This is a genomic window from Jidongwangia harbinensis, assembly GCF_020216025.1.
In the GTDB taxonomy this organism is placed as follows: Bacteria; Actinomycetota; Actinomycetes; order Mycobacteriales; family Micromonosporaceae; genus Actinoplanes; species Actinoplanes harbinensis.
The window spans coordinates 1-18771 of the sequence record NZ_JAIWNC010000047.1 but is presented as its reverse complement, the minus strand read 5'-3'; the positions used below and the strand labels follow the sequence as shown (position 1 = coordinate 18771).

Below are 18771 nucleotides of genomic sequence, written 5' to 3'. Positions count from 1 at the left end.
TCCCAGGGTTGCGGCATTGCTACCGTTGCCCGGGTCGCATCGGTTGATAACGGATATATTGGGCGGACCGGCGGAGGGAGCGGGAAGCGGTGAGCACCATCCTTCTCGTCGAGGACGACCCGGACATCCGGCAACTGGTGTCCTTCAAGCTGGTCCGGGCCGGGCTGCGGGTGGTCGAGGCCGCCGACGGCCTCAGCGCGCTCGACGCGGCCCGCCGGCACTCACCCGACCTGGTCATCCTGGACGTCCGGATGCCCCGCATGTCCGGGCTCGAGGTCTGCCGCGAACTGCGTGCCGGGCCGCTGCCGACCGAGGTGCCGATCATCATGCTGACCGCCCGGGCCCGTCCGCAGGATCTCGAACAGGCCTACGCGGCCGGGGCCACCGACTACGTCGTCAAACCGTTCAGCCCGCGGGCGCTGCTGGAACGGGTCCAGTCGGCGCTGCTGCAGGTGGGCCGCTGATGTCCGACCTGTTCGAGATCACCCTGATCGTGCTCGCCGCGGTGGTCGTGGGCATGACCGCCGGCATCGTCGTGGTCCGGCTGGCCCGGCACGTCCGGGAGAGCCGGCGGGCGGCCCTGGCCGCCGGGCCGCGCCGCGCGCTGCTCGCCTTCGTCGCGGACAACGGCGAGACCGGTGGCGACGAGCTGGTCGCCATCGGCGACGACGCCTGGTCCGCCGCCGAACCCGCGGCGCTGAGCCTGCTCGGCAAGCTGCGCGGCGAGGCGCACCTGGGCCTGGTGTCGGTCTTCCTGCGTCGCGGCACCGCCCGCGCCGCGCTGCGTGACCTGCGCTCGCGCAGCGCGGTGCGGCGTGCCCGGGCCGCGCAGATCCTCGGCGACCTGGAACTGCGGCAGGCCGTGCCGGACCTGTGCCGCCTGCTCACCGACCGGCACAGCGAGGTGCGCGTGGTCGCGGTCCGGGCACTCGGCCGGATCGGCGACCCGGCCGCCGCCTGGCGCCTGATCGCCAGCCTGGACCAGCCCGATCAGGTGCCGTCGCTGCTGGTCACCCACACCCTGGTGCAACTCGGCCCGGAGACCGAGGTCACCCTCTCCGCGGCGCTGGACCACCCCGAGGCCCGGGTACGGGTGGTCTGCCTGGACGCGCTCGGCCTGCTCGGCGCCGCCGGGTCGCTGCCGCGGGTGTCCCGGGTGCTGCGGGAGGACCCGGTGCCCGAGGTACGCGTGTCCGCCGCCGCCAGCCTCGGACGGTTCGGCACCCGGTCCGCCGTGGAACCGCTCACCGCCGCCCTCGCCCCGGCCCGGCCCACCGAGCTGCGGGCCGCCGCCGCCCGGGCCCTCGGCGACCTCGGTTCCCCGACGGCCGTGCCGGCGCTGATCGAGCTGGTGCACGACGACGCGTACCGGGTCGCGCACGAGGCCGCGCAGGCGCTGCGCCGGCTCGGCCCGGCCGGGCTGCGGGCCCTGCAGGAACTGCTCGACGAGGAGGCGAACCGGGCGCGGGCGAACGGCATCGGCGCGCACGCCCGCCCGTCCTCCGGGGTCGCGCACGCCCGCGAGGCGCTCGCCCTGGCGGCGATCACGTCGCCCGGCCGGCTGGTGACCACCGCATGACCGAGGATCTGGTGCGGGACGTCCTGCGGATCACCGACTGGGGGATCTTCGCGTACTTCATCGCGCTCAACAGCAGCTACCTGGTGCTGATGGTGCTGGCCGGGCTGGAGTTCATCCGGCACCTGCGGCGGATCCCGTTCGCCGGTGCCGACGACATGTTCCGCAGCCCGCTCACCCTGCCGGTGTCGGTGATCGTGCCGGCGCACAACGAGGGCGCCGGCATCGTGGCCGCGGTGCAGGCGATGACCGCGCTGCGGTATCCGCGGTTCGAGGTCGTGGTGGTCGACGACGGCTCGTCCGACGACACGTTCGAGCTGCTGCGCCGCAAGTTCGACCTGGTCGAGGTGCCCCGGGTGGTGCCGGGCGAGGTGCCGTACCGGTCCCAGGTGCTCAGCGTGCACGTGGCCCGGGACAACCCGGAGGTGCTCACCGTGGTCCGCAAGACCAACGGCGGGAAGTCCGACGCGCTCAACGTCGGCATCAACCTGGCCCGGCACCCGCTGATCTGCATGGTGGACGCGGACTCGGTGCTCGACCCGGACGCGCTGCTGTCGGTGGCGAAGCCGTTCGGTGACGACCCGCTGCGGGTGGCCGCGTGCGGCGGCGTGGTCCGCATCGCCAACGGGTGCAAGGTGGTCGGTGGCCGCGTCGTGGACGTCCGGATGCCGCGCCGCTGGCTGGTCCGGATCCAGGTGGTCGAGTACCTGCGCGCCTTCCTGATGGGCCGCACCGGCTGGTCCCGCCTCGGCGGCCTGGTGGTCATCTCCGGCGCCTTCGGCGTCTTCCGCCGCGACCTCGTCGTCAAGGTCGGCGGCATGGCGCACGACACCATCGGCGAGGACGCCGAACTCGTCGTACGCCTGCACCACTACCTGCGCGAACGCGGCGACGACTACCGCGTCGTGTTCGTCGCCGAACCGGTCAGCTGGAGCGAGGCCCCGAGCACCTGGAGCGTCCTGGGCCGGCAACGCCGCCGCTGGCACCGCGGCATCGCGGAGATCCTGAGCAAACACCGCCGCATGATCGGCAACCCCCGGTACGGCCGGATCGGCCTGCTCGCCCTGCCGTACTACGTGGCGTTCGAACTGCTCGCGCCGTTCGTCGAACTCGCCGCCCTGGTCCTGCTGCCGCTCGGCCTGTGGGTGGGCGCGGTGGACGTCGAATTCGCCTGGAAGTTCGCCCTGGCCGCGTACGGCTACGGCCTGCTGGTCAGCCTGGTGTCGCTGTTCATCGAGGAGGTGTCGTTCCACCGCTACCGGCGCTGGTCCGACCTGCTGCGCGGGGTGCTGGCGGCGATCGGCGAGAACTTCGGCTACCGGCAGGTGCTGGCGGTGTGGCAGGTGCGCGGCGCGGTCGGTGCGTGGCGCGGCGGGCAGGCCGTGTGGGGCACGATGGAACGGCAGGGGTTCGAGACGGTGGCCGCCGACGCCGGCGAGAGGCCGGTCAACCCGGCGGCGCCCCCGATGGAGACGGTCGGACTGCACCCACCTACCAGGGGATGACGCCGTCGTCGTTGACGAACGTGCCGGTCGGGCCGCCGTCGGGCAGCGTGGCGAGGCGGATCGGGGTGGCCGCGGCCTCCCGCGGCGGGCGGCCGACGAAGCCGGTGAAGTCCGTCGCCACCAGGCCCGGGCAGGCCGCGTTGATCAGGATGCCGGTGCCGGCGAACTGCCGCGCGTACTGCACGGTGACGGCGTTCAGATACGACTTCGTCGGCGAGTACGCCGCCATGATCGGGCCCACCTCGACGGCCGGGTCCGCCTGCCAGGTCACCGACCCGACGCTGCTGGAGACGTTGACGATCCGCGGCGACGCGGACCGCCGCAGCAACGGCAGCATCGCATTGGTCACCCGGATCACCCCGTAGACGTTGGTCTCCACGATCTCGCGGACCACGTCCAGGTCCAGCGTGGTCGGGTCCTGCACCCACCCCGGGCCGGTCTCGCCCGAGATCCCGGCGTTGTTGACCAGCACGTCCAGGCGCTCGAGCAGGTCCACCGCCCCGGCCACGCTGCGGTCGTCGGTGACGTCCAGCGGGACCGCGAACGCGTCCACCCCCGCGGCGTGCAGCGACTTCACGGCCGCCTCGCCCCGGGCGCCGTCGCGGGCACCCACCGCCACCCGGTAGCCGAGAGCGCCCAGCCCGGCCGCGATCTCGTACCCCAGTCCCTTGTTCGCGCCGGTCACCAGCGCGGTCTTCGTGTCACTCATGACGTCGATGCTGGCCGGTCCGGGACCGGCGGCCCAACACCGATCCGGTGCGCTGTCATACCCGCCCGGTATCACCGACGTATCGTGGTGCGGTGGACACGCTGGAGACCCGCGAACTGCGATACTTCGTCACGGTCGCCGAGGAACTGCACTTCGGCCGGGCCGCCGAGCGCCTCGGCATGGCCCAGCCGCCGCTGTCCCGGGCGATCCAGCAGCTGGAACGACGCCTCGGCGTGACCCTGCTCGACCGCAACCGCCGCGGCGTCGCGCTCACCGGCGCCGGGCAGGTGCTGCTCGACGAGGCCCGGACCCTGCTCGACGGTGCCGCGGCCGCCGCCCGCCGCACCCGCCGCGCCGCGTCCACCACCACCCGGCTGGTGCTGGCGACGAAGGCCGGCGCGAACCACGACCTGCTGCGGAACCTGCTCGACGCGCACGCCGCCGAGCCCGACGCGGCCGAGATCGAGGTGGTGCTGTGCGGGATGGGGGACCAGGCGCGGATGCTGCGCGACGGGCGCGCCGACGTGGCATTCATGCAGCGGCCCTTCGACAACCTCGCCGGCTTCGACACCGAGGACCTGACGACCGAGCCGCAGGTCGCCATCGTGCCCGCCGCGCACCCGCTGGCCGCGCGCACGTCGCTGACCACGGCCGAGATCAGCGACGTGCCGGACCTGCCGCTGGCCCGCTGGCCCGATCCGGACGGCCGGTACGAACCCGGCCCGGGCCCGGAGATCCGTGACCTGTCCCAGCTGGCCCAGCTGATCGCGCTCGGACACACCACGGCGGTGCTCTGCGCGTCCGCCCGGTCCTGGCTGTGGAGCGCGCACGCCGCCATTCCGCTGACCGACTCCGCCCTGGTCACCACGGTGCTCGCCTGGCCCGCGCACAGCCGGTCCCGGGCCGTCGCCGGGCTGGTCCGCACGGCCTCCCGGCTCTGACCGCCGCTGGCCCGTCCACGCGCCGGTGTGCGGCGTCGGGCTATCCGCGGACCAGGCGTGCGGAATCGGGTCCGTCGGGCTCGACCTGCCATCCCTGCGGTGGGAGGTGCGCACGGTCCAGCGGGCCGGAGAGGTGCACCCCGTCGAAGCCGGGCGGTCTGCCGAACGACGCCCCGTCGAACGAGATCAGGCCGTGGAAGGCGGCGCCGGCGTACGCGTTCACCGTGAAGTCCTCGCCGCCGAACTCCGCGCCGCCCTGGAAGACCGTCCGGCCGAAGCGGGCGTCGCCGAGGAACGACGCGCTGCTGAACGCGCAGCCGTCGAGGAAGGCGGCACCGTCGAAGCGGGCGTCCCCGGCGAACGAGACGCTCCGGAAGGCCGCGAAGTCCTCGAACACCGCATCGCAGAACGAGGCCCCCTCAAAGGCCGGGGCGTCACTCAGCCGAGGGTCGTGGACCGCGACCTCGCCCCGCCCGGGCCGGCCCTCGAAACGCGCGTCGCTGAACCAGGCGGTGTCCTGGAACGTGGCCCCGGCGAAGTTGGCGAACTCCGGGAAGGTGGCGCCGAGGAACGAGGCCGGACCGTCGAACGTGGTCCCCTCGAACGACGCCCATCCCCGGAACGTGGCGCCGGCGAACTGTGCCGGGCCCACCCGGCAGCCGCGCATGTCGAAGTCGACCAGCACGGCACCGGCGAAGTTGAGTTCGAGGTCGCGCCAGAAGCCCTGATCGGCGGGTCGCAGGTGGCCGAGGAGGACGCCCTGCGCGGTGCGGCGCACCTCCAGTTCGTCCGGGGACGGTGATCCGGCGTCGCCGTCGTCGTCGCCGGCCGGGAACGGCATGCGGAGGTAGGCGCAGATGAGGTTGGCGATGGTCCGCCGATGGCCGGGTTCGCCCTGCGCGAGCCGTTCCAGCGCGTAGAGGCCGGCCATCCGCACCGGCGCCTTGTCCGAACCGAGTTGCTCGGCGGCCTTGACGTACAGCTCCGTGATCCGCTTCTCGGCGGCGTCGTACTCCACACCCTTCGCGGCATGTTCCTGGTGATGCTGACGGCGGAACGCCAGCAACAGCGCCGCCGCGGCTCCGGCGCCGCCGGCCGCCGTCAGTCCCGTTCGGATCGCCTCGATCCGGGCCCTCGCCTGATCCGACGCCGGCCGGATCGACGACGCCTCGTGCAGCAGCCACGCCGTGGTGGCCCACATGGTCGCCGCCACGACCGCTGCGGCGGCGACCGCCCACCACGCTGTGAAGGTGTGCAGATTGCGCACCCCGGGCGGGAACTCCGGGGTGTAGAAGTACATCGGCCGGACGACGAACGCGGCGATCAGGCAGATCAGGGCCGAACTGAGCAACAGCAGGTCGAGCGCGGACCGTCCGCGGGCCACCCCGGCCAGCCACTGCCACGGAACCACCGCGGAGGCCAGCAGGCCCATGCTGACCACCGCGAGGGCCCAGCTCGCCAGCAGATTGCCCCGAGCCCTGATCATGCCGTCCCGCCCCAGGTCACGTGGCCTAGTGCGTGATGCGGATGTCGTCGATCCAGCCGCGGTAGCCGCCGGTGTTCGCCGGCTGGTCGTACCCGATGTCCAGCTGGGTGATCTCCCGGCCGTTGGCCGCCGCGCCGAGCGGCACACTCACGTAGGTCCACTGGTCGAGCGGCACCTTGGTGCACTGGGCCCGCGGATGCACGGCGTTGCCACGCTGGTCGACCACGTCCGCGTCGCGCAGGCTGAGCTGCGTGGCGTCGCGGTGGTCCAGGAAGATCGCGTCCATCGCCACGCAGGTGCTGTTCTGGCCGGTCACATGACGGTTGCTGGTGGTGCTCTGTGGATAGATCCAGTACGACAACCGGGTGCTCGGCGTGACGAACACGCTGCTCAGCTGGAACACCTTCGTGTAGGCGTGCGAGCTGGTCGCGTTGTCGTCCTTGCCGGAGAACATCAGCATCTTCTCGCCGCCGTGCGTCGGGGTCTCCGCCCGCACGCCGGTCTCCGGGCCGGTCAGGGAACAGCACACCCCGCTGACGTTCTTCAGCCCGCCGCGCGGCGCGCCGGTCGACACGGTGTCGCTCCACGTCGGAGCGGGCTGGCCGGTCTCCAGACCGGTGGCGAACGGGGCCGGCGCGATGACGTCGGTGATCGCGATGTCGTCGACGTACCCGCGGTAGCCACCGGTGTTCGCCGGCTGGTCGTAGCCGACCGAGACGGTGGCGATCTGCTTGCCCTCGGCCGCCTCGCCGATCGGCACGACCACCTGCGTCCAGGTGTCCAGCGGCAGCTTGTTGCACTGGTGGGCCGGGTGCGGCCGGTTGCCCCGCTGGTCCACCAGCGCGGAGTCGCGCAGGTTCTTGCCGTCCGTGTAGACCAGGTCGACCGCCACGCAGGTGCTGTTGCTGCCGGTCACGTTGCGGTTCCCGGTGGTGCTCTGCGGGAAGATCCAGTAGGACAGCACGGTGGACGCCCGGACCCGCAGGTTCCCGGGCTTGAACACCTTGGTGTACGCGTACGAACTGGTCGCGTTGTTGTCCTTGCCGGAATACATCAAGGCCTGCCGGCCGCCGTGCGGGGTGCCCTCGGCCCGGACGTCCGCCTCGGGACCGGTCAGCTCGCAGCACACCCCGACCACGTTGCGGATGCCGCCGTGGCCGGCCCCGGTGTCGTCGACGGCGTTCTTGAAGTGCGGTGCGGGCTGGCCCGCCTCCAGGCCGGTGACGAAACCGGGGAACTGCCCGACGATCCAGGCCCGGATGTCGTCCACCCGGGTCTCGGTGGCGGTCGCCTCGCCGCGCGGCTCGCCCAGGCAACCGGCCTGATTGGAGTCGTGGTGCACGGCCAGCAGCTCCACGGTGCCGTCGCGGTCCCGGAACGCGGGGCCGCCGGCGTCGCCCCGGCACACCCCGGCCCCGGCGTCACCGGACGAGATGGCGAACGTCGCACCGGAAACGGCGGTGACCGTGGACCGGCCCTGCTTGAGCCGGTCCGGCACCCAGTCGGTCGCGGTCCGGCCGTACCCGGCGATGCTCAGTGTCTCGCCGGCCTCCGGCGCGGCGGTCGCGATGGCGACCGGCGCGGCCGTCGCCGGGGCCTCCAGCCGGGCCAGCGCCAGGTCGCGGTCCGGGTGCGGGACGACGTCGGTGACCGCGGTGACCGTGCCGCCGGTGCCGCCGGCCAGGTTCGCCCGGCCGACCGTGACCGTGGTGGGCCAGGCCGGATCGCCGCCGCGGACCGTGCCCTGCGCGTCGGCGAAGCACGCCGCGGCGGTCAGGACGAGCTGCGGGTGGACGAGCGCGCCGCTGCACGACCGCTCGGTGGCGCCGATGGAGATCTGGGCGACGAACGGGTGGTCCGCCGTGTCGGCGCCGCCGGTGATCGCAGCCGCCGGTCCGGCACCGAGCCAGACCAGAGCGGCAGCGGCCGATGCGCAGAAAGCACGCATGGGCGTGCGAAATCGATGTGTCATGAAGTTCAAGCCCCCGCTCGTCCCCGTGTCGGCGCCATGTAACCACAGCGCCGCCGGATCGAGCAATGCCGATCAGCTGGGGAATCAGGAACCGTCGTCGGGGCGGCCGGCCGCCATCGCCGGGTCGGTCACCGGGTGCCGCAGACCCGGGTGCCCGGCCGGCAGACTGCGCCGGATCACCCACCAGCTCACCGCCAGGCACGCCGCCACCAGCGGCCAGGTCAACGCGACCCGGGCCGCGCCCAGCGCCACCACCTGCCCGCCGGCGTAGAGCGGCAGGAACACCGCCACCCGCACCACGTACTGGCCGACCCACACCCAACTGCCGCGCGAGTACGCCCGCAGCAGCTCCGGGTCCCGCCGCCACCGGGTCCGCTGGCCGAGCACGGCGCCGACCACGACGCCCAGCAGCGGCCACCGGATCACGATGCTGACCACCCAGGCCAGTGCGCTGGCGGCGTTGCTGAGCAGCTGCAGCAGGAAGAAGTCCTCGGCCCGGCCGGTGCGCAGCGCGACCAGCGCGGCGACGCACACCCCGAGCAGCCCGATGAGGACGGCGCGGGGCCGGTCGCCACGCGCGAGCCGCCAGGCCGACACGGCCACCGCCGCGACCACCGCGGCGCCGGCACCGGCCCAGACGGACTGGCCGCCGGCGAGCCAGCCACCCACGAACCCGACGGCGGGCACGGTGGCGTCGACCGCGGCACGTCGCCCGCCGAGCAGGTCCGCCAGCGACTCGTCCGCCACGCCTCACCCCCGCCTTGAACTTAGGCCAGCCTAACCGGCGGGTCCGGCACCGTCGACGCCGGTTACCGGCGCGTCGCCGGAGGCCCGCGGGCCGGGGCGTGCGGGAGCCGGCTCGGGGCCGGGCCGCGCGGCGGCGGACTCAAGTCCTGGGTCGGGGGGTGTGGGGGACTGGTTCGGTTGTGGGCCGGGGTATGCGGCGGGCGGTCCGGGGAGGCCGGCCGGGGGTGCTGCCGCCGGTTCCGTGCCGGGGCCTGGGTGCGCGGTCCGGCGATGCCAGTACAGCGGACCGGGATGGACCTGCCACCAGAGCTGCCGCCACCGGGGACGCCGCTCGCGGAGCGCGTCGGCGTACGCGACGACCTGCGCTGCCGCCCGGTCCGCCTGGTCGGCGTCGGCCGCGGCCGGCGCGAAACCGGCGATGTTCACCCCGGCGACCAGTTCGTCCAGCGGCGGCAGCGGGCCGGCGACGGTCCGGTCCGGTGCCGGCCGCCGGCCGGTGCCGGCCTCCTCCTCCGTCGGCGGTGCGGTGTCCGGCGGGCCGGGGTGTGGTGCGGCGTCCGGTAAGGCGGGGTCTGGTGCGCTGCCCGCTCGGCCCGGCCGGGGTGCCGCGGGCCGCAACCGGAGACCGCGCCTGAGGATTCCCTCCGGTGGCGGCGGCAGCACCGAGGCGAACGCCGCCGCCTCCGTCGCGGCCAGATACCGCGGCACCGGCCGCCCCGCCAGCCGCAGCGCATCGGTGAACTCCAGCCAGGCACCGGCGATGCGGTCGTGCGGCGCGCCCTCGACCAGCCGGCGCCGGCGCTGCGACCGGCGCATCAGCACCACGGCCAGCGCCACCCCGGCCAGCACCAGCAGCACCGACCCGGAGGCGCCCCCGGCCACCAGCACGGCCGGCGCGCCGCCGTCCGGGACGGCCGCCAGGACCGGCGGCGCGGCGGACGCGCTCGGTTCGTCACTCGGCGGGGTGGCGTCCGGCGTGGTCGGCGGCGGCGTGGACGGCTTCGGGGTGAAGTCCTCCTCGACCGGCCGCGGCGGTTCCTTGCTCTTCGGCAGCGGGTCGAACGCCACCCACCCCAGGTCCTCGAACAGGATCTCCGGCCAGGCCACCGCGTCCGCCCCGGTGACGGTGCCACCGGCCGCCGGGGCGTCGAAGCCGACCACCACCCGGCTGGGCAGTCCGGTCAGCCGCGCCAGCAGCGCGAACGACGCCGCGAACTGCTCCGACGTGCCCACCTGTCCGCCCCGGTTGCGCGGCCCGAACAGGAAGAACGACAGATTGGGGTACGCGTGCCCGCTGGGCGCGTCGGACACCTTGCGGTAATGCTCGGCGAGGAACTCCTCGATGGCGACGGCCCGGTCGAACGCGGCGCCGTTGCCGTCGGCCAGCTGGTCGGCGAGCCGCTCGACCGAATCCGGTACGCCCGCACCCACGGTCAGGTAGCGCGTGACCGTGTCGCCGGGCGGGGTGTCCGCGGCGGGCAGCAGGTTCAGGTCCGGAGTCTGCCGTGCGGAGGTGACCGCGTACCGGACGCCCTTCTGCAGCTTCTCGGGCCGGATCAGCGTGCCGGTCGCCGGGTCGTACGCCACCCGGGCACCGGTCACCTCGGTCGGCGTGGGCACCACCGGCAGCAGGCGCCCGGTCAGTTCGGCGATCGTGATGTCCTGGCGTACCTGGTCCACCGCCACGTCCGGCAGGGCCGGCTGGGGTGGCAGCACCCGGCCCGCGTTGCGGTACGTGGCACCGACCCGCCACGTGACACCGTCGTAGTCGGACAGCACCGCCAGCCGCAGCCGTACCGATGTCTCCCGTCCGGCCGGCATCGGCTCCACCTGCAGCAACCGCTGGTCCGGGTTGAGCGCCCACCCGGAGATCCGGTTCAGCGGGCTCTCGTCGAGGCTGTCCACCTGGGGTGGCTCCACGTACCGGCGCGGGTCCACCGGCGTCGCCGACACCTGACCACTGACCCACGGACCGACCAGGGCGATGAGCCCGACCACGACGGCCAGCCCGGCGGCGGCACCGGCCAGCGCGCGTCCCCGCACGGCCGTGCGCGTGGGAGCGGGGACGTCCCGGAGATCCGTACCGCTGCGGGGTCGGGAAACAGCGAGACCGGCCACCACCGCGACGGCGAACAGCAGCGTGGGCCACCCGGCGGCGGCCGCGTTGGGGCCGACGACGTAGAGCGCACCCGCGTACAGCGCGGCCGCGGGCAGACAACCCAGCAGCACCCGGCCGGCGCGCACCGCGATCTCCGTGCCGGCCAGCCCGGCGAGCCACGCGGCGATCACCGGCACCACCACCGTGTCCGGCGTGGCCTCCACCGGGATCATCGCGGTGAGCAGGCGGGGAATGCCGTTCACGAGCGCGTCGGGGAGGACCTCCGGCAGCGGTTCGCGGATGTCCGCCCGGTTCGCCGCCACGGCCAGCGCGCCCGCGGTGTACCCGGCCAGCAGCAGCACCGACCCGGGCGCGACGCTCCAGCTGGGCAGCCGGCTCGCGGCCACCCCGGCGCCGACGGACAGCACCGCGGCGCCGGCGACCAGCTGCGCGAGCAGCCCGTCCGCGTAGATCCGGCCGAGGACCAGTCCGGACAGGGCGATCAACCCGGCCAGCATCAGCGGTACCACCGCGGCGCGCGCCGGCCGCACCATCCGCGGTACCACCGCGTCGCGCGCCAGCCTCACCATCCGCGCACACCGTCCCACGCGGCGGCGAATTCCCGGCCGTCGTCCGCCTCCACCACGATCATGCCGCCGCTGGTGGACACCGGCGCGCCGTCCCGGTCGCCGAACAACCCGGCGATCACCACCGGGTACGGCCCGCGCAGCCCGCTCACCGCGCCCAGGTCGGGGTGCCCGCCCGGCCCGGTGAGGAACACCAGGGTGTCGCCGAGGCGCCGGCTGCGCAGCGTCCGGACGCGGGTGGTCAGGTCGCCGTCGGCGAGCGTCACCTCGGTGAGCACGTCGAGGAACGGGCCGGTGCGTTCGCCGCAGACCAGGTGCAGGCTGACCGGCAGGTCCTCCCGGACCGCGGCGCTGACGATCGACGCGGCGGCCTCGCAGGCCACCTCGAACGACTCCGGGTCCGGGTGCGCGACCGCGCGGTCGTCGAGCAGCACCACGATGGTCGGTTCGCTGGTGTCCAACTGCTCGCGGACCATCAGTTCGCCGACCTTCGCGCTGCTGCGCCAGTGCACCCGGCGCAGCTCGTCGCCGACCACGTACTCGCGCAGCGAATCGAACGTGATCGTGCCGTGCGGCACCTTGTCGATCCGTCCGTCGAGGCTGCGCGCCATCCCCGCCGGAACCGCCCGCAGCAGGTGGATCCGCGGATGCACCCAGACCGCCGCGGTGTCGCCGTAGGTGCGGGCCAGCGACACCAACCCCAGCGGATCGGTACGGGTGACCCGCAGCGGTCCCACCGGCACCACGCCCCGCCGCTCGGTGGGCACCGGATAGGTCACCGTGGTGTCGTGGCCCGGGCGCAGCCGCAGCAGCGGAACCGGCACGTCCCGGCCGGCGCAGCGGTCCGTGGCGACCAGGCTGGCAGCGCGTAACCGGCTGGTGTTGCGCACGGTCAGCGCCAGGTTCGCCGGCTCACCACGGGCCACCCGGTCCGGGTCGGCGACCCGGGCGACGCCGAGCCTGGGCCGCCAGGACGCGAACCCGGCCGCGGAGGCCGCCGCGACCGCCGCCGCCGCACCGAGCAGCGCCAGGTCCGGGTATCCGAACCGGAACCCGGCGGCGAGCAGTGCGCACGCGGCGGCCAGGACACCGGCGCCGCGCGCGGTGACGCCCTTCACGCGCGTTGGTTGTCCGGCAGCGGCACCGGAACGGACCGGATCGCGTCGTTCAGCACCTCCGCCGCGGTGACGCCGCGCAACTGGGCGTCCGGGGAGAGCAGCACGCGGTGCGCGAACACCGGTTCCACCAGCGCCTTGAGGTCTTCGGGCAGCACGTACCCGCGGCCGTTGATCAGCGCGTACGCGCAGGCCGCGCGGGTCAGCGCGATCACGCCACGCGGACTGACGCCGACCCGGACCTGCGGGTGGTTGCGGGTCGCGGCAGCCAGCCGGACCGCGTACGTGTACAGCGGGTCGGCGATGTGTACGTGCAACGCCATCCGGACCATCTCGCCGACGGTCGCGGTGTCGGTGACCGGTTCGAGGGTGTCCGGGGACCGCAGCGCCGCCCCGCGCAGCACCTCCACCTCGACGTCCTCGTCCGGATAGCCGACCGAGAGCTTCACCAGGAACCGGTCCAGCTGCGCCTCGGGCAGCCGGTAGGTGCCGTCCATCTCGACCGGGTTCTGCGTCGCCACCACGAGGAACGGCTGCGGCACCGGGTGCGGCACGCCGTCCACGGTGACCCGGCGTTCCTCCATGACCTCCAGCAGCGCGGACTGCGTCTTCGGCGAGGCCCGGTTGATCTCGTCGGCGATGACCAGGTTGGCGAACACCGGTCCGGGGTGGAACTCGAACCCGCGGCTGGCCTGGTTGAAGATCGTCACGCCGGACACGTCGGACGGCAGCAGGTCGGGCGTGAACTGGATCCGCCGCCACTGCCCGCGCACCGCCGCGGCGAGCGCCCGGGCCAACGTCGTCTTGCCCACCCCGGGCACGTCCTCGAGCAGCACGTGACCCTGGGCGAACAACGCGGTCAGCGTCAGCCGCACCACGTCCGGCTTGCCCAGCACCACAGTGCCGATCCGGTCGGCGAGCTGCCCGGCGATCTGGGCGAAGCCCTGGATGTGCTGGGGCGGCAGGGGTTCCGGTTGCACGGGTGACCTAACAGCCGGGCAGGTTGTCGAGGTCGTCGCCGCCGTCGAGGTTCAGCCACGCGTACGGGATGTAGTTCTTGCCCTTGTAGTCCACCTGGATCCACATGCTGCTGGCCTTCTGGCTGTTGTAGATGTAAGAGTCCACATGTTCGCCGGACTTCTTGCAGAACGCCTTCAGCCGCGTGCCGTTCTCCACCCACCCGGCCTGGCGGTCGTTGTCCTGCCGGGTGACCTCGAAGATCTCGTTGCCGTTGCGCCCGTTGACGTCGTCGTTGCAGTACGTCCTGGTCTCGCCCTCTTCACCGTTGACGCACCGGGCGGTGCCGTACAGCGCGTCGGTCGTCTGGGCGCGGGTCTTCGTCACCGTCCCGGCCGCGTTCTTCGCCGTCACCGTCAGCGTGTAGGCCGTGCTGGGCTTCAGCTTCTTCGCCGTCAGGCTGGAGCAGCTGCCGTCGTCCGACCCGCCGCCGTTGTTCGCCGAGACCGAGCAGGTGGCCGTGCCGCCCCCCGCATCCACGCTGAACGTGACGGTCGCCGTGTTGAACGTCGCCGAGCTACCGGTGATCGTCACGGTCGGCTCGGCCACCGTACGGGCGGTCGCGGTGCCCGGCTCACTGTCCCCGGCCTCGTTGACCGCACGCACCTGCACGGCGACGGTGGCACCGGCGTCGAACCCGGTCAACGTGACCGCGGTGCCGTCGACCACATCGGTGGACCGGCCACCGGCGGTCACCACGTACTTCGACACCGGGCGGCCGTTGTCCACCGACGGCGTCCAGGTCACCCGGACCGCGCCGGCCTGGTCGCCGACCGTGGCCGCGTCCACCGCCTCGGGCCGGCCCGGCTTCGCGAACGGCACCACGCTGTTGCTCACCGGCGACGCCTTCGACCCGGCGCCACGCTCGTTGACCGCGACCACGGTGAACGCGTACTGCTGGCCGTACTGCAGCTCGCCGTCCCGCAGCACCAGCTCGGGGCCGTCCGACTCGCCGATCGGCGCGCTGCCGCCCTCGGACACCGCGGTCACCGTGTACCGCTTGATGTCCAGGCCCTGCCCGTTCGCGGCCGGCCACCGCACCACCACCGTGCCGTCCGGCCGCGCCTCGGCGCGTACCTCGGTCGGCGCGTCCGGCACCTCGGACGTCGGCCGCACCGGGTTGCTGGTCCGCGACGGCCCGTCGCCCTTCGCGTTGACCGCGTGCACCTCGAACCGGTACGTCTCACCGTTGGTCAGCCCGGTCACGTTCACCGACCGCTGGTTCGCGCCCACCTGGAACGTCCGGCCCGCACCCACCACCACGTACCGCGAGATCGACGCGCCGTTCGCGCTCGCCGCCTGCCAGCTCACCCGGGCCTCGGCGTCACCGGCCGCGGCGCGCACGTTGCGCGGCGGGCCCGGCTCGCTCACCGTCGGCTTCTTCGGCTTCGGCGGCGGCGGGGGAGTCGGCGGCGCGGGCGGCGCGTCCCCGCCGAGCACGTCGTCGGCGTACTTGTCGACCACCCGCACCGTGTGCGCGTTGTCCACCACCCGTGCCGTCGACGAGCCCGGCGCGTTGATGAACAGGTAGTTCTCCCGTACCTCGAGTTCCAGCGGCCCGCCCGCGTTCCGGAACGGGATGTCCCGCTGCGGCTGTCCCGCGCCGTCGAAGACGTGCACGACGCCGGTGTCCGAGTCGGCGACGTAGAAGAAGCCCTCCCAGGCCACCGCCGGCTCCAGCCGGGTGCCGTCCCCCGGGACCGGGAACTGGCTGCGCATCCGGCCGTCGGCCACCACGTAGACCCGTCGCGCGTCCGGCTCCGTGACCGGCACCGCCAGGCCGTCGGTGCGCGGCGCCAGCGAACCCGGCCCGGTCAGCGGCAGCGTCGTCGGGGTCGCCGCCTTGCCGTCGCGGATCGTGGTCAGCTCGTTGGTCGTGCGGTTGAGCACGGCCAGCCCCGAGTCCAGCGTGGAGATCGCCAGGTCGTGGCTCGGCGGAGCGACCGCGGTCGTGCTGATCTGGCTCGGACCCGCGGCCGCGGCGGTGCCGCCCTCCGGGCCGTCGGACGCGAGCGGCGCCGCCGTGATCGCCGACACGGTGCCCTGGCTGGGCACGGCGATCCACAGCCGACCCTCGCCGTCGAACACCCCGCCGGTGATCCCCGGCGGGTAACGCAGCGGTTCGCCGAGCGGTGCCAGCGTGCGCGGATCGAGCTGCGCCACCTCGCCGCGCACCGTGTCGATGATGAAGGCGGCATCCTCGTGCAGCGCCACCCGCACGCCGATGCCGGGATTGTTCAGGCTGGCGCGGTATTCCTTCAACGAGGTGAGGTCCATCGAGCTGATCCGCCCGGTGCTCACGTCGCGGAGGATCACGAAGCGGTCGTTCTGGCTGACCTGCATCTTGTGGCCGCGTCCCCGGGGCACGTCCACCCGGGTGTCCACCCGCGCCGTGACGCCGTTGATCCGGGCGATCTCGCTCTTGTTGGAACTCCAGACCCAGGACGCGGCATCGAAGCTCGCCACCGCCTGGTCGGCCGCGCCGAGCCCGAGCACGGTCAGGCCCAGGCCGGCCACCAGGCTCACGACCGTGCCGATCGTGACGAGGCCACCGCGGCTGCGCCAGCGGCGCTTCGATGCGGTCACGGCGCGTCCCTCCTCGGGTTTCCGCTGCAGAACGGAGGCCATCATAGGGGGAGGGGGACGGCGGGGGACACCCGGTCAATCACGATTGTGGATAACCATGATCGCCGTCCGTAGTGGATCAGTCGGTCTGATCGGCCTCCGGCCGCCCCGGCACCCGGCTCGTGCAGGCCTGCGGCGAACTGGCGAACTGGTCGGTGCCGTAGACCGCCACCACGGCGAAGCAGTAGTCCAGCTGATCGTTGAGTCCCTGCAGGTCGTACTGCGTGACGCCGGGCCCCACCTCGCCCATCGGCTTGAGCACCTCACCCGGGTGTCCACCGGTGACGATGAAGGAGGTCTTACCCTCGCCGGGATCGCCCCAGGTCACCTGGATGCGCGAGCCGAAATCGCGGACCCGCACGTCCACCGGCGGCGGCCCACCGCCCAGAGTTGGCACATCCGTCCGGTCCGGACCGTCCCCACGGTCGGCAAGCACGAAGACCAGCGCGACCACCGCGATGACGGCGGCGAGGACCGCGGCAATCGCCGCGAACAGGACCGGACCCCTGCGCGGGTACGCCGGTCCGCCCGTTCCCGGGTACGCCGCTTCCGGCCGCGGGTACGCCGGCGCATCAGGTGGTGCCGTGACGGGCGACGGGGGCGGCCCCGGCGGCGGTGAGGGCTGGTGGGCCGGGAGGCCGGTGCGCGGCTGCACGATTGGATGCAGGACGGTGGGCTCGTTCCCGACCCTCGCCTGAGGGTCACGGGTGTCGGGCGGCAACTGCCGTCCCGGGACCCGCCGGACGAGAGGCGGCGGCTCGACGTCCAGCGGCTGGACCGGCCACAGTTCGGTCGACGGCGGGCTGGGGGGTGGTGGTGTCGGCTCTGCCGGCCGCGCTGTCTCCATGGGGCGGGCGGGCTGGGTCTGCTGGGGTGTCTGGGTCGGCTGGGCTGGCTGGGTCTGCCAGGCCGGTTGGATCCGCTGGGCTGATTGGACCGGCTCGGTCGGCTGGACCGGTGGGGCTGGCTGAGCCGGCGGGGCCGGCCGGCTCTGTGAGGCGGTGGGTGCGGGCTGAATCGGCGGGGTCTGGTCGACCGGTCGTGGCGGCTGGCCAGGTGTCGGATAGTGTGGCGGAGCCGTCACTGCCTGGGTCGGTGCCGGCGGAGGTCGCACCGCCGACGTCTGCCCGCCCAGGTACTGTTGAGCCCGCGTAACCGCCCAGTGGAACTCGCCCAGCACCGCCGGCCCGTGCTCCGCGACCCGCCCGAACGCCTTCCGCGCCTCGTGCCGGTTTCCCAGCTCCTCCGCCACCACGCCGAGGTCGTAGGAGATCTCCAACATCAACGGATCGACGTCGCCCAGCCGCCACTGACCGGCAGCGTAAGCCTCCTCCAGCACCCGCCGCGCCGCCGACGGGTCGTCGGCGGACTGGTGAACCCGAGCCAGCTGATGCGCGGCGGCGAGGACATCCGGATGGTCCTCACCAAGATTCACCCGCCCCAGCGAAACCGCGTGCCGCAGCAGCGCCACCGCCCCGGCCCGATCACCCGAGTCGGCCATGGCCTGTGCACGCTGCCGGGCAGGCGTGAGCGGGGACGGCTGGGACACGCCCGCCATGCTGCACGCTGCCCACCGGCGACGCCAAACCACTTGCCGTTATGCCCGGAACGTCATGTTCGCCGACGTCCGGCGGGCCTCCATGAGGGGGTGGCCGGAGGGCGTGTAAAGTGCTTCCCTGTGCAGCTCCAGAGGGCTGCCGATCCCGGGTGCGAGCAGGGGATCGGTCCCGCTAGGCTGTGCAGAGCAGGTCCGGGTGGCGGAATGGCAGACGCGCTAGCTTGAGGTGCTAGTGCCCTTTATCGGGCGTGGGGGTTCAAGTCCCCCTCCGGACACACTTTAGTACATGATCCACGGCCACCGGTCGCCGTGGATTTGTGGTCCAACTCGGGCCTCGGACACACTTGAGTACAAGATCCATTTGGCGAGGCCTCTGCTTGAATCAAGCGGAGGCCTGGCTTGTATGTGAGCTTGATTCCAAGTTGTCGGTAGACCTCGGCTTTGTCCGTGGGGTCGGCTCGCCGCAGGATCGTCGCGATACCGGCCATGGCCTCGACCAGGGTGTTGATCTCGTCAGGGGTCATGGTGCGGCGTCCGTGATTCGTCGTAGGTCGGCCTCGGCGACGGCTTTCTCGGCTTGGACCTGGGTGATCCACTGCTGGACCAGGACCGGGTCGGTACCGGCGTCGAGTGCGGCACGGTACCGGTCGAGCTTGGTCTGAGACACCCAGGGATCCATTAGTAGATCTTGCGTTGATCAGGTCGGAGTGGCGATTTCAAGGTTTGGATGCAACACCCACGTTTCTGCAGGTAGGAGTGGGTTGTGGCAGGGAGATTGTCGGCGTTGGAGCGGGAACGGATCGGGTTAGGGCGGGCGGCGGGTGAGTCGGTCCGG

At 73.1% G+C, this 18771-nt stretch carries 14 protein-coding genes and 1 tRNA gene; 5 read left to right on the top strand and 10 right to left on the bottom strand.

The genetic code is table 11. From position 1 onward, the window contains the following. Nucleotides 1-89 precede the first annotated feature (89 nt). Genes LDL48_RS37565 through LDL48_RS37555 form a run of 3 tightly spaced genes read left to right on the top strand, consistent with a single transcriptional unit; the run spans nucleotide 90 to nucleotide 3081 of the window. On the top strand, nucleotides 90-464 hold the full coding sequence (locus LDL48_RS37565) for a response regulator transcription factor (RefSeq protein WP_225259928.1): 375 nt from the start codon (nucleotides 90-92) through the stop codon (nucleotides 462-464). Next, a complete protein-coding gene (locus LDL48_RS37560) occupies nucleotides 464-1579 on the top strand; it encodes a HEAT repeat domain-containing protein (RefSeq protein WP_225259927.1) in 1116 nt (371 codons plus the stop codon). The genes LDL48_RS37565 and LDL48_RS37560 overlap by 1 nt, the downstream gene beginning before the upstream one ends. Next, the gene (locus LDL48_RS37555; protein ID WP_225259926.1) at nucleotides 1576-3081 is read left to right on the top strand and encodes a glycosyltransferase family 2 protein; all 1506 of its coding nucleotides are present in this window, start codon (nucleotides 1576-1578) and stop codon (nucleotides 3079-3081) included. The genes LDL48_RS37560 and LDL48_RS37555 overlap by 4 nt, the downstream gene beginning before the upstream one ends. Here the strand turns inward: LDL48_RS37555 and LDL48_RS37550 are convergent. Then, on the bottom strand, nucleotides 3068-3790 hold the full coding sequence (locus tag LDL48_RS37550) for an SDR family NAD(P)-dependent oxidoreductase (RefSeq protein ID WP_225259925.1): 723 nt from the start codon (nucleotides 3788-3790) through the stop codon (nucleotides 3068-3070). The two genes, LDL48_RS37555 and LDL48_RS37550, sit on opposite strands and share 14 nt — an antisense overlap. 92 nt (nucleotides 3791-3882) lie before the next feature. Here LDL48_RS37550 and LDL48_RS37545 point away from each other — a divergent pair, with 92 nt between their 5' ends. Next, nucleotides 3883-4731, top strand: coding sequence for a LysR family transcriptional regulator (locus tag LDL48_RS37545; protein WP_372472280.1), 849 nt, complete (start codon nucleotides 3883-3885; stop codon nucleotides 4729-4731). 40 nt (nucleotides 4732-4771) lie between these two features. Here the strand turns inward: LDL48_RS37545 and LDL48_RS37540 are convergent, their stop codons facing one another. The 8 genes from LDL48_RS37540 to LDL48_RS37505 form a co-directional block, all read right to left on the bottom strand. Beyond that, on the bottom strand, nucleotides 4772-6217 hold the full coding sequence (locus LDL48_RS37540) for a pentapeptide repeat-containing protein (protein WP_225259924.1): 1446 nt from the start codon (nucleotides 6215-6217) through the stop codon (nucleotides 4772-4774). Between the two features lie 25 nt (nucleotides 6218-6242). Continuing rightward, nucleotides 6243-8165, bottom strand: coding sequence for a S1 family peptidase (locus LDL48_RS37535; protein ID WP_225259923.1), 1923 nt, complete (start codon nucleotides 8163-8165; stop codon nucleotides 6243-6245). A 108-nt stretch (nucleotides 8166-8273) separates the two neighbouring features. Beyond that, nucleotides 8274-8936: a DUF3159 domain-containing protein gene (locus tag LDL48_RS37530; RefSeq protein ID WP_225259922.1), complete on the bottom strand. Its 663-nt coding sequence runs from the start codon at nucleotides 8934-8936 to the stop codon at nucleotides 8274-8276. Between the two features lie 30 nt (nucleotides 8937-8966). Then, entirely contained in the window at nucleotides 8967-11624 is a 2658-nt protein-coding gene (locus tag LDL48_RS37525; protein ID WP_225259921.1) for a transglutaminase TgpA family protein, read from the bottom strand. Beyond that, the gene (locus LDL48_RS37520) at nucleotides 11618-12739 is read right to left on the bottom strand and encodes a DUF58 domain-containing protein (protein WP_225259920.1); all 1122 of its coding nucleotides are present in this window, start codon (nucleotides 12737-12739) and stop codon (nucleotides 11618-11620) included. Before LDL48_RS37520 ends, LDL48_RS37525 begins: the two co-directional genes overlap by 7 nt. Further along, nucleotides 12736-13716 carry an AAA family ATPase gene (locus LDL48_RS37515; RefSeq protein WP_225259919.1) on the bottom strand — a complete coding sequence of 327 codons (981 nt, stop codon included), beginning with the start codon at nucleotides 13714-13716 and terminating at the stop codon, nucleotides 12736-12738. Before LDL48_RS37515 ends, LDL48_RS37520 begins: the two co-directional genes overlap by 4 nt. A gap of 7 nt (nucleotides 13717-13723) precedes the next feature. Then, a complete protein-coding gene (locus tag LDL48_RS37510; RefSeq protein ID WP_225259956.1) occupies nucleotides 13724-16381 on the bottom strand; it encodes a fibronectin type III domain-containing protein in 2658 nt (885 codons plus the stop codon). A 76-nt stretch (nucleotides 16382-16457) separates the two neighbouring features. Continuing rightward, nucleotides 16458-17927 (bottom strand): tetratricopeptide repeat protein, encoded by a 1470-nt coding sequence (locus LDL48_RS37505; protein ID WP_225259918.1) that lies wholly within the window; start codon nucleotides 17925-17927, stop codon nucleotides 16458-16460. Between the two features lie 199 nt (nucleotides 17928-18126). Here LDL48_RS37505 and LDL48_RS37500 point away from each other — a divergent pair. Next, nucleotides 18127-18211, top strand: a tRNA-Leu gene (locus tag LDL48_RS37500). Between the two features lie 245 nt (nucleotides 18212-18456). Here the strand turns inward: LDL48_RS37500 and LDL48_RS37495 are convergent. Then, a complete protein-coding gene (locus LDL48_RS37495) occupies nucleotides 18457-18603 on the bottom strand; it encodes a hypothetical protein (protein ID WP_225259917.1) in 147 nt (48 codons plus the stop codon). Between the last annotated feature and the right edge of the window lie 168 nt (nucleotides 18604-18771).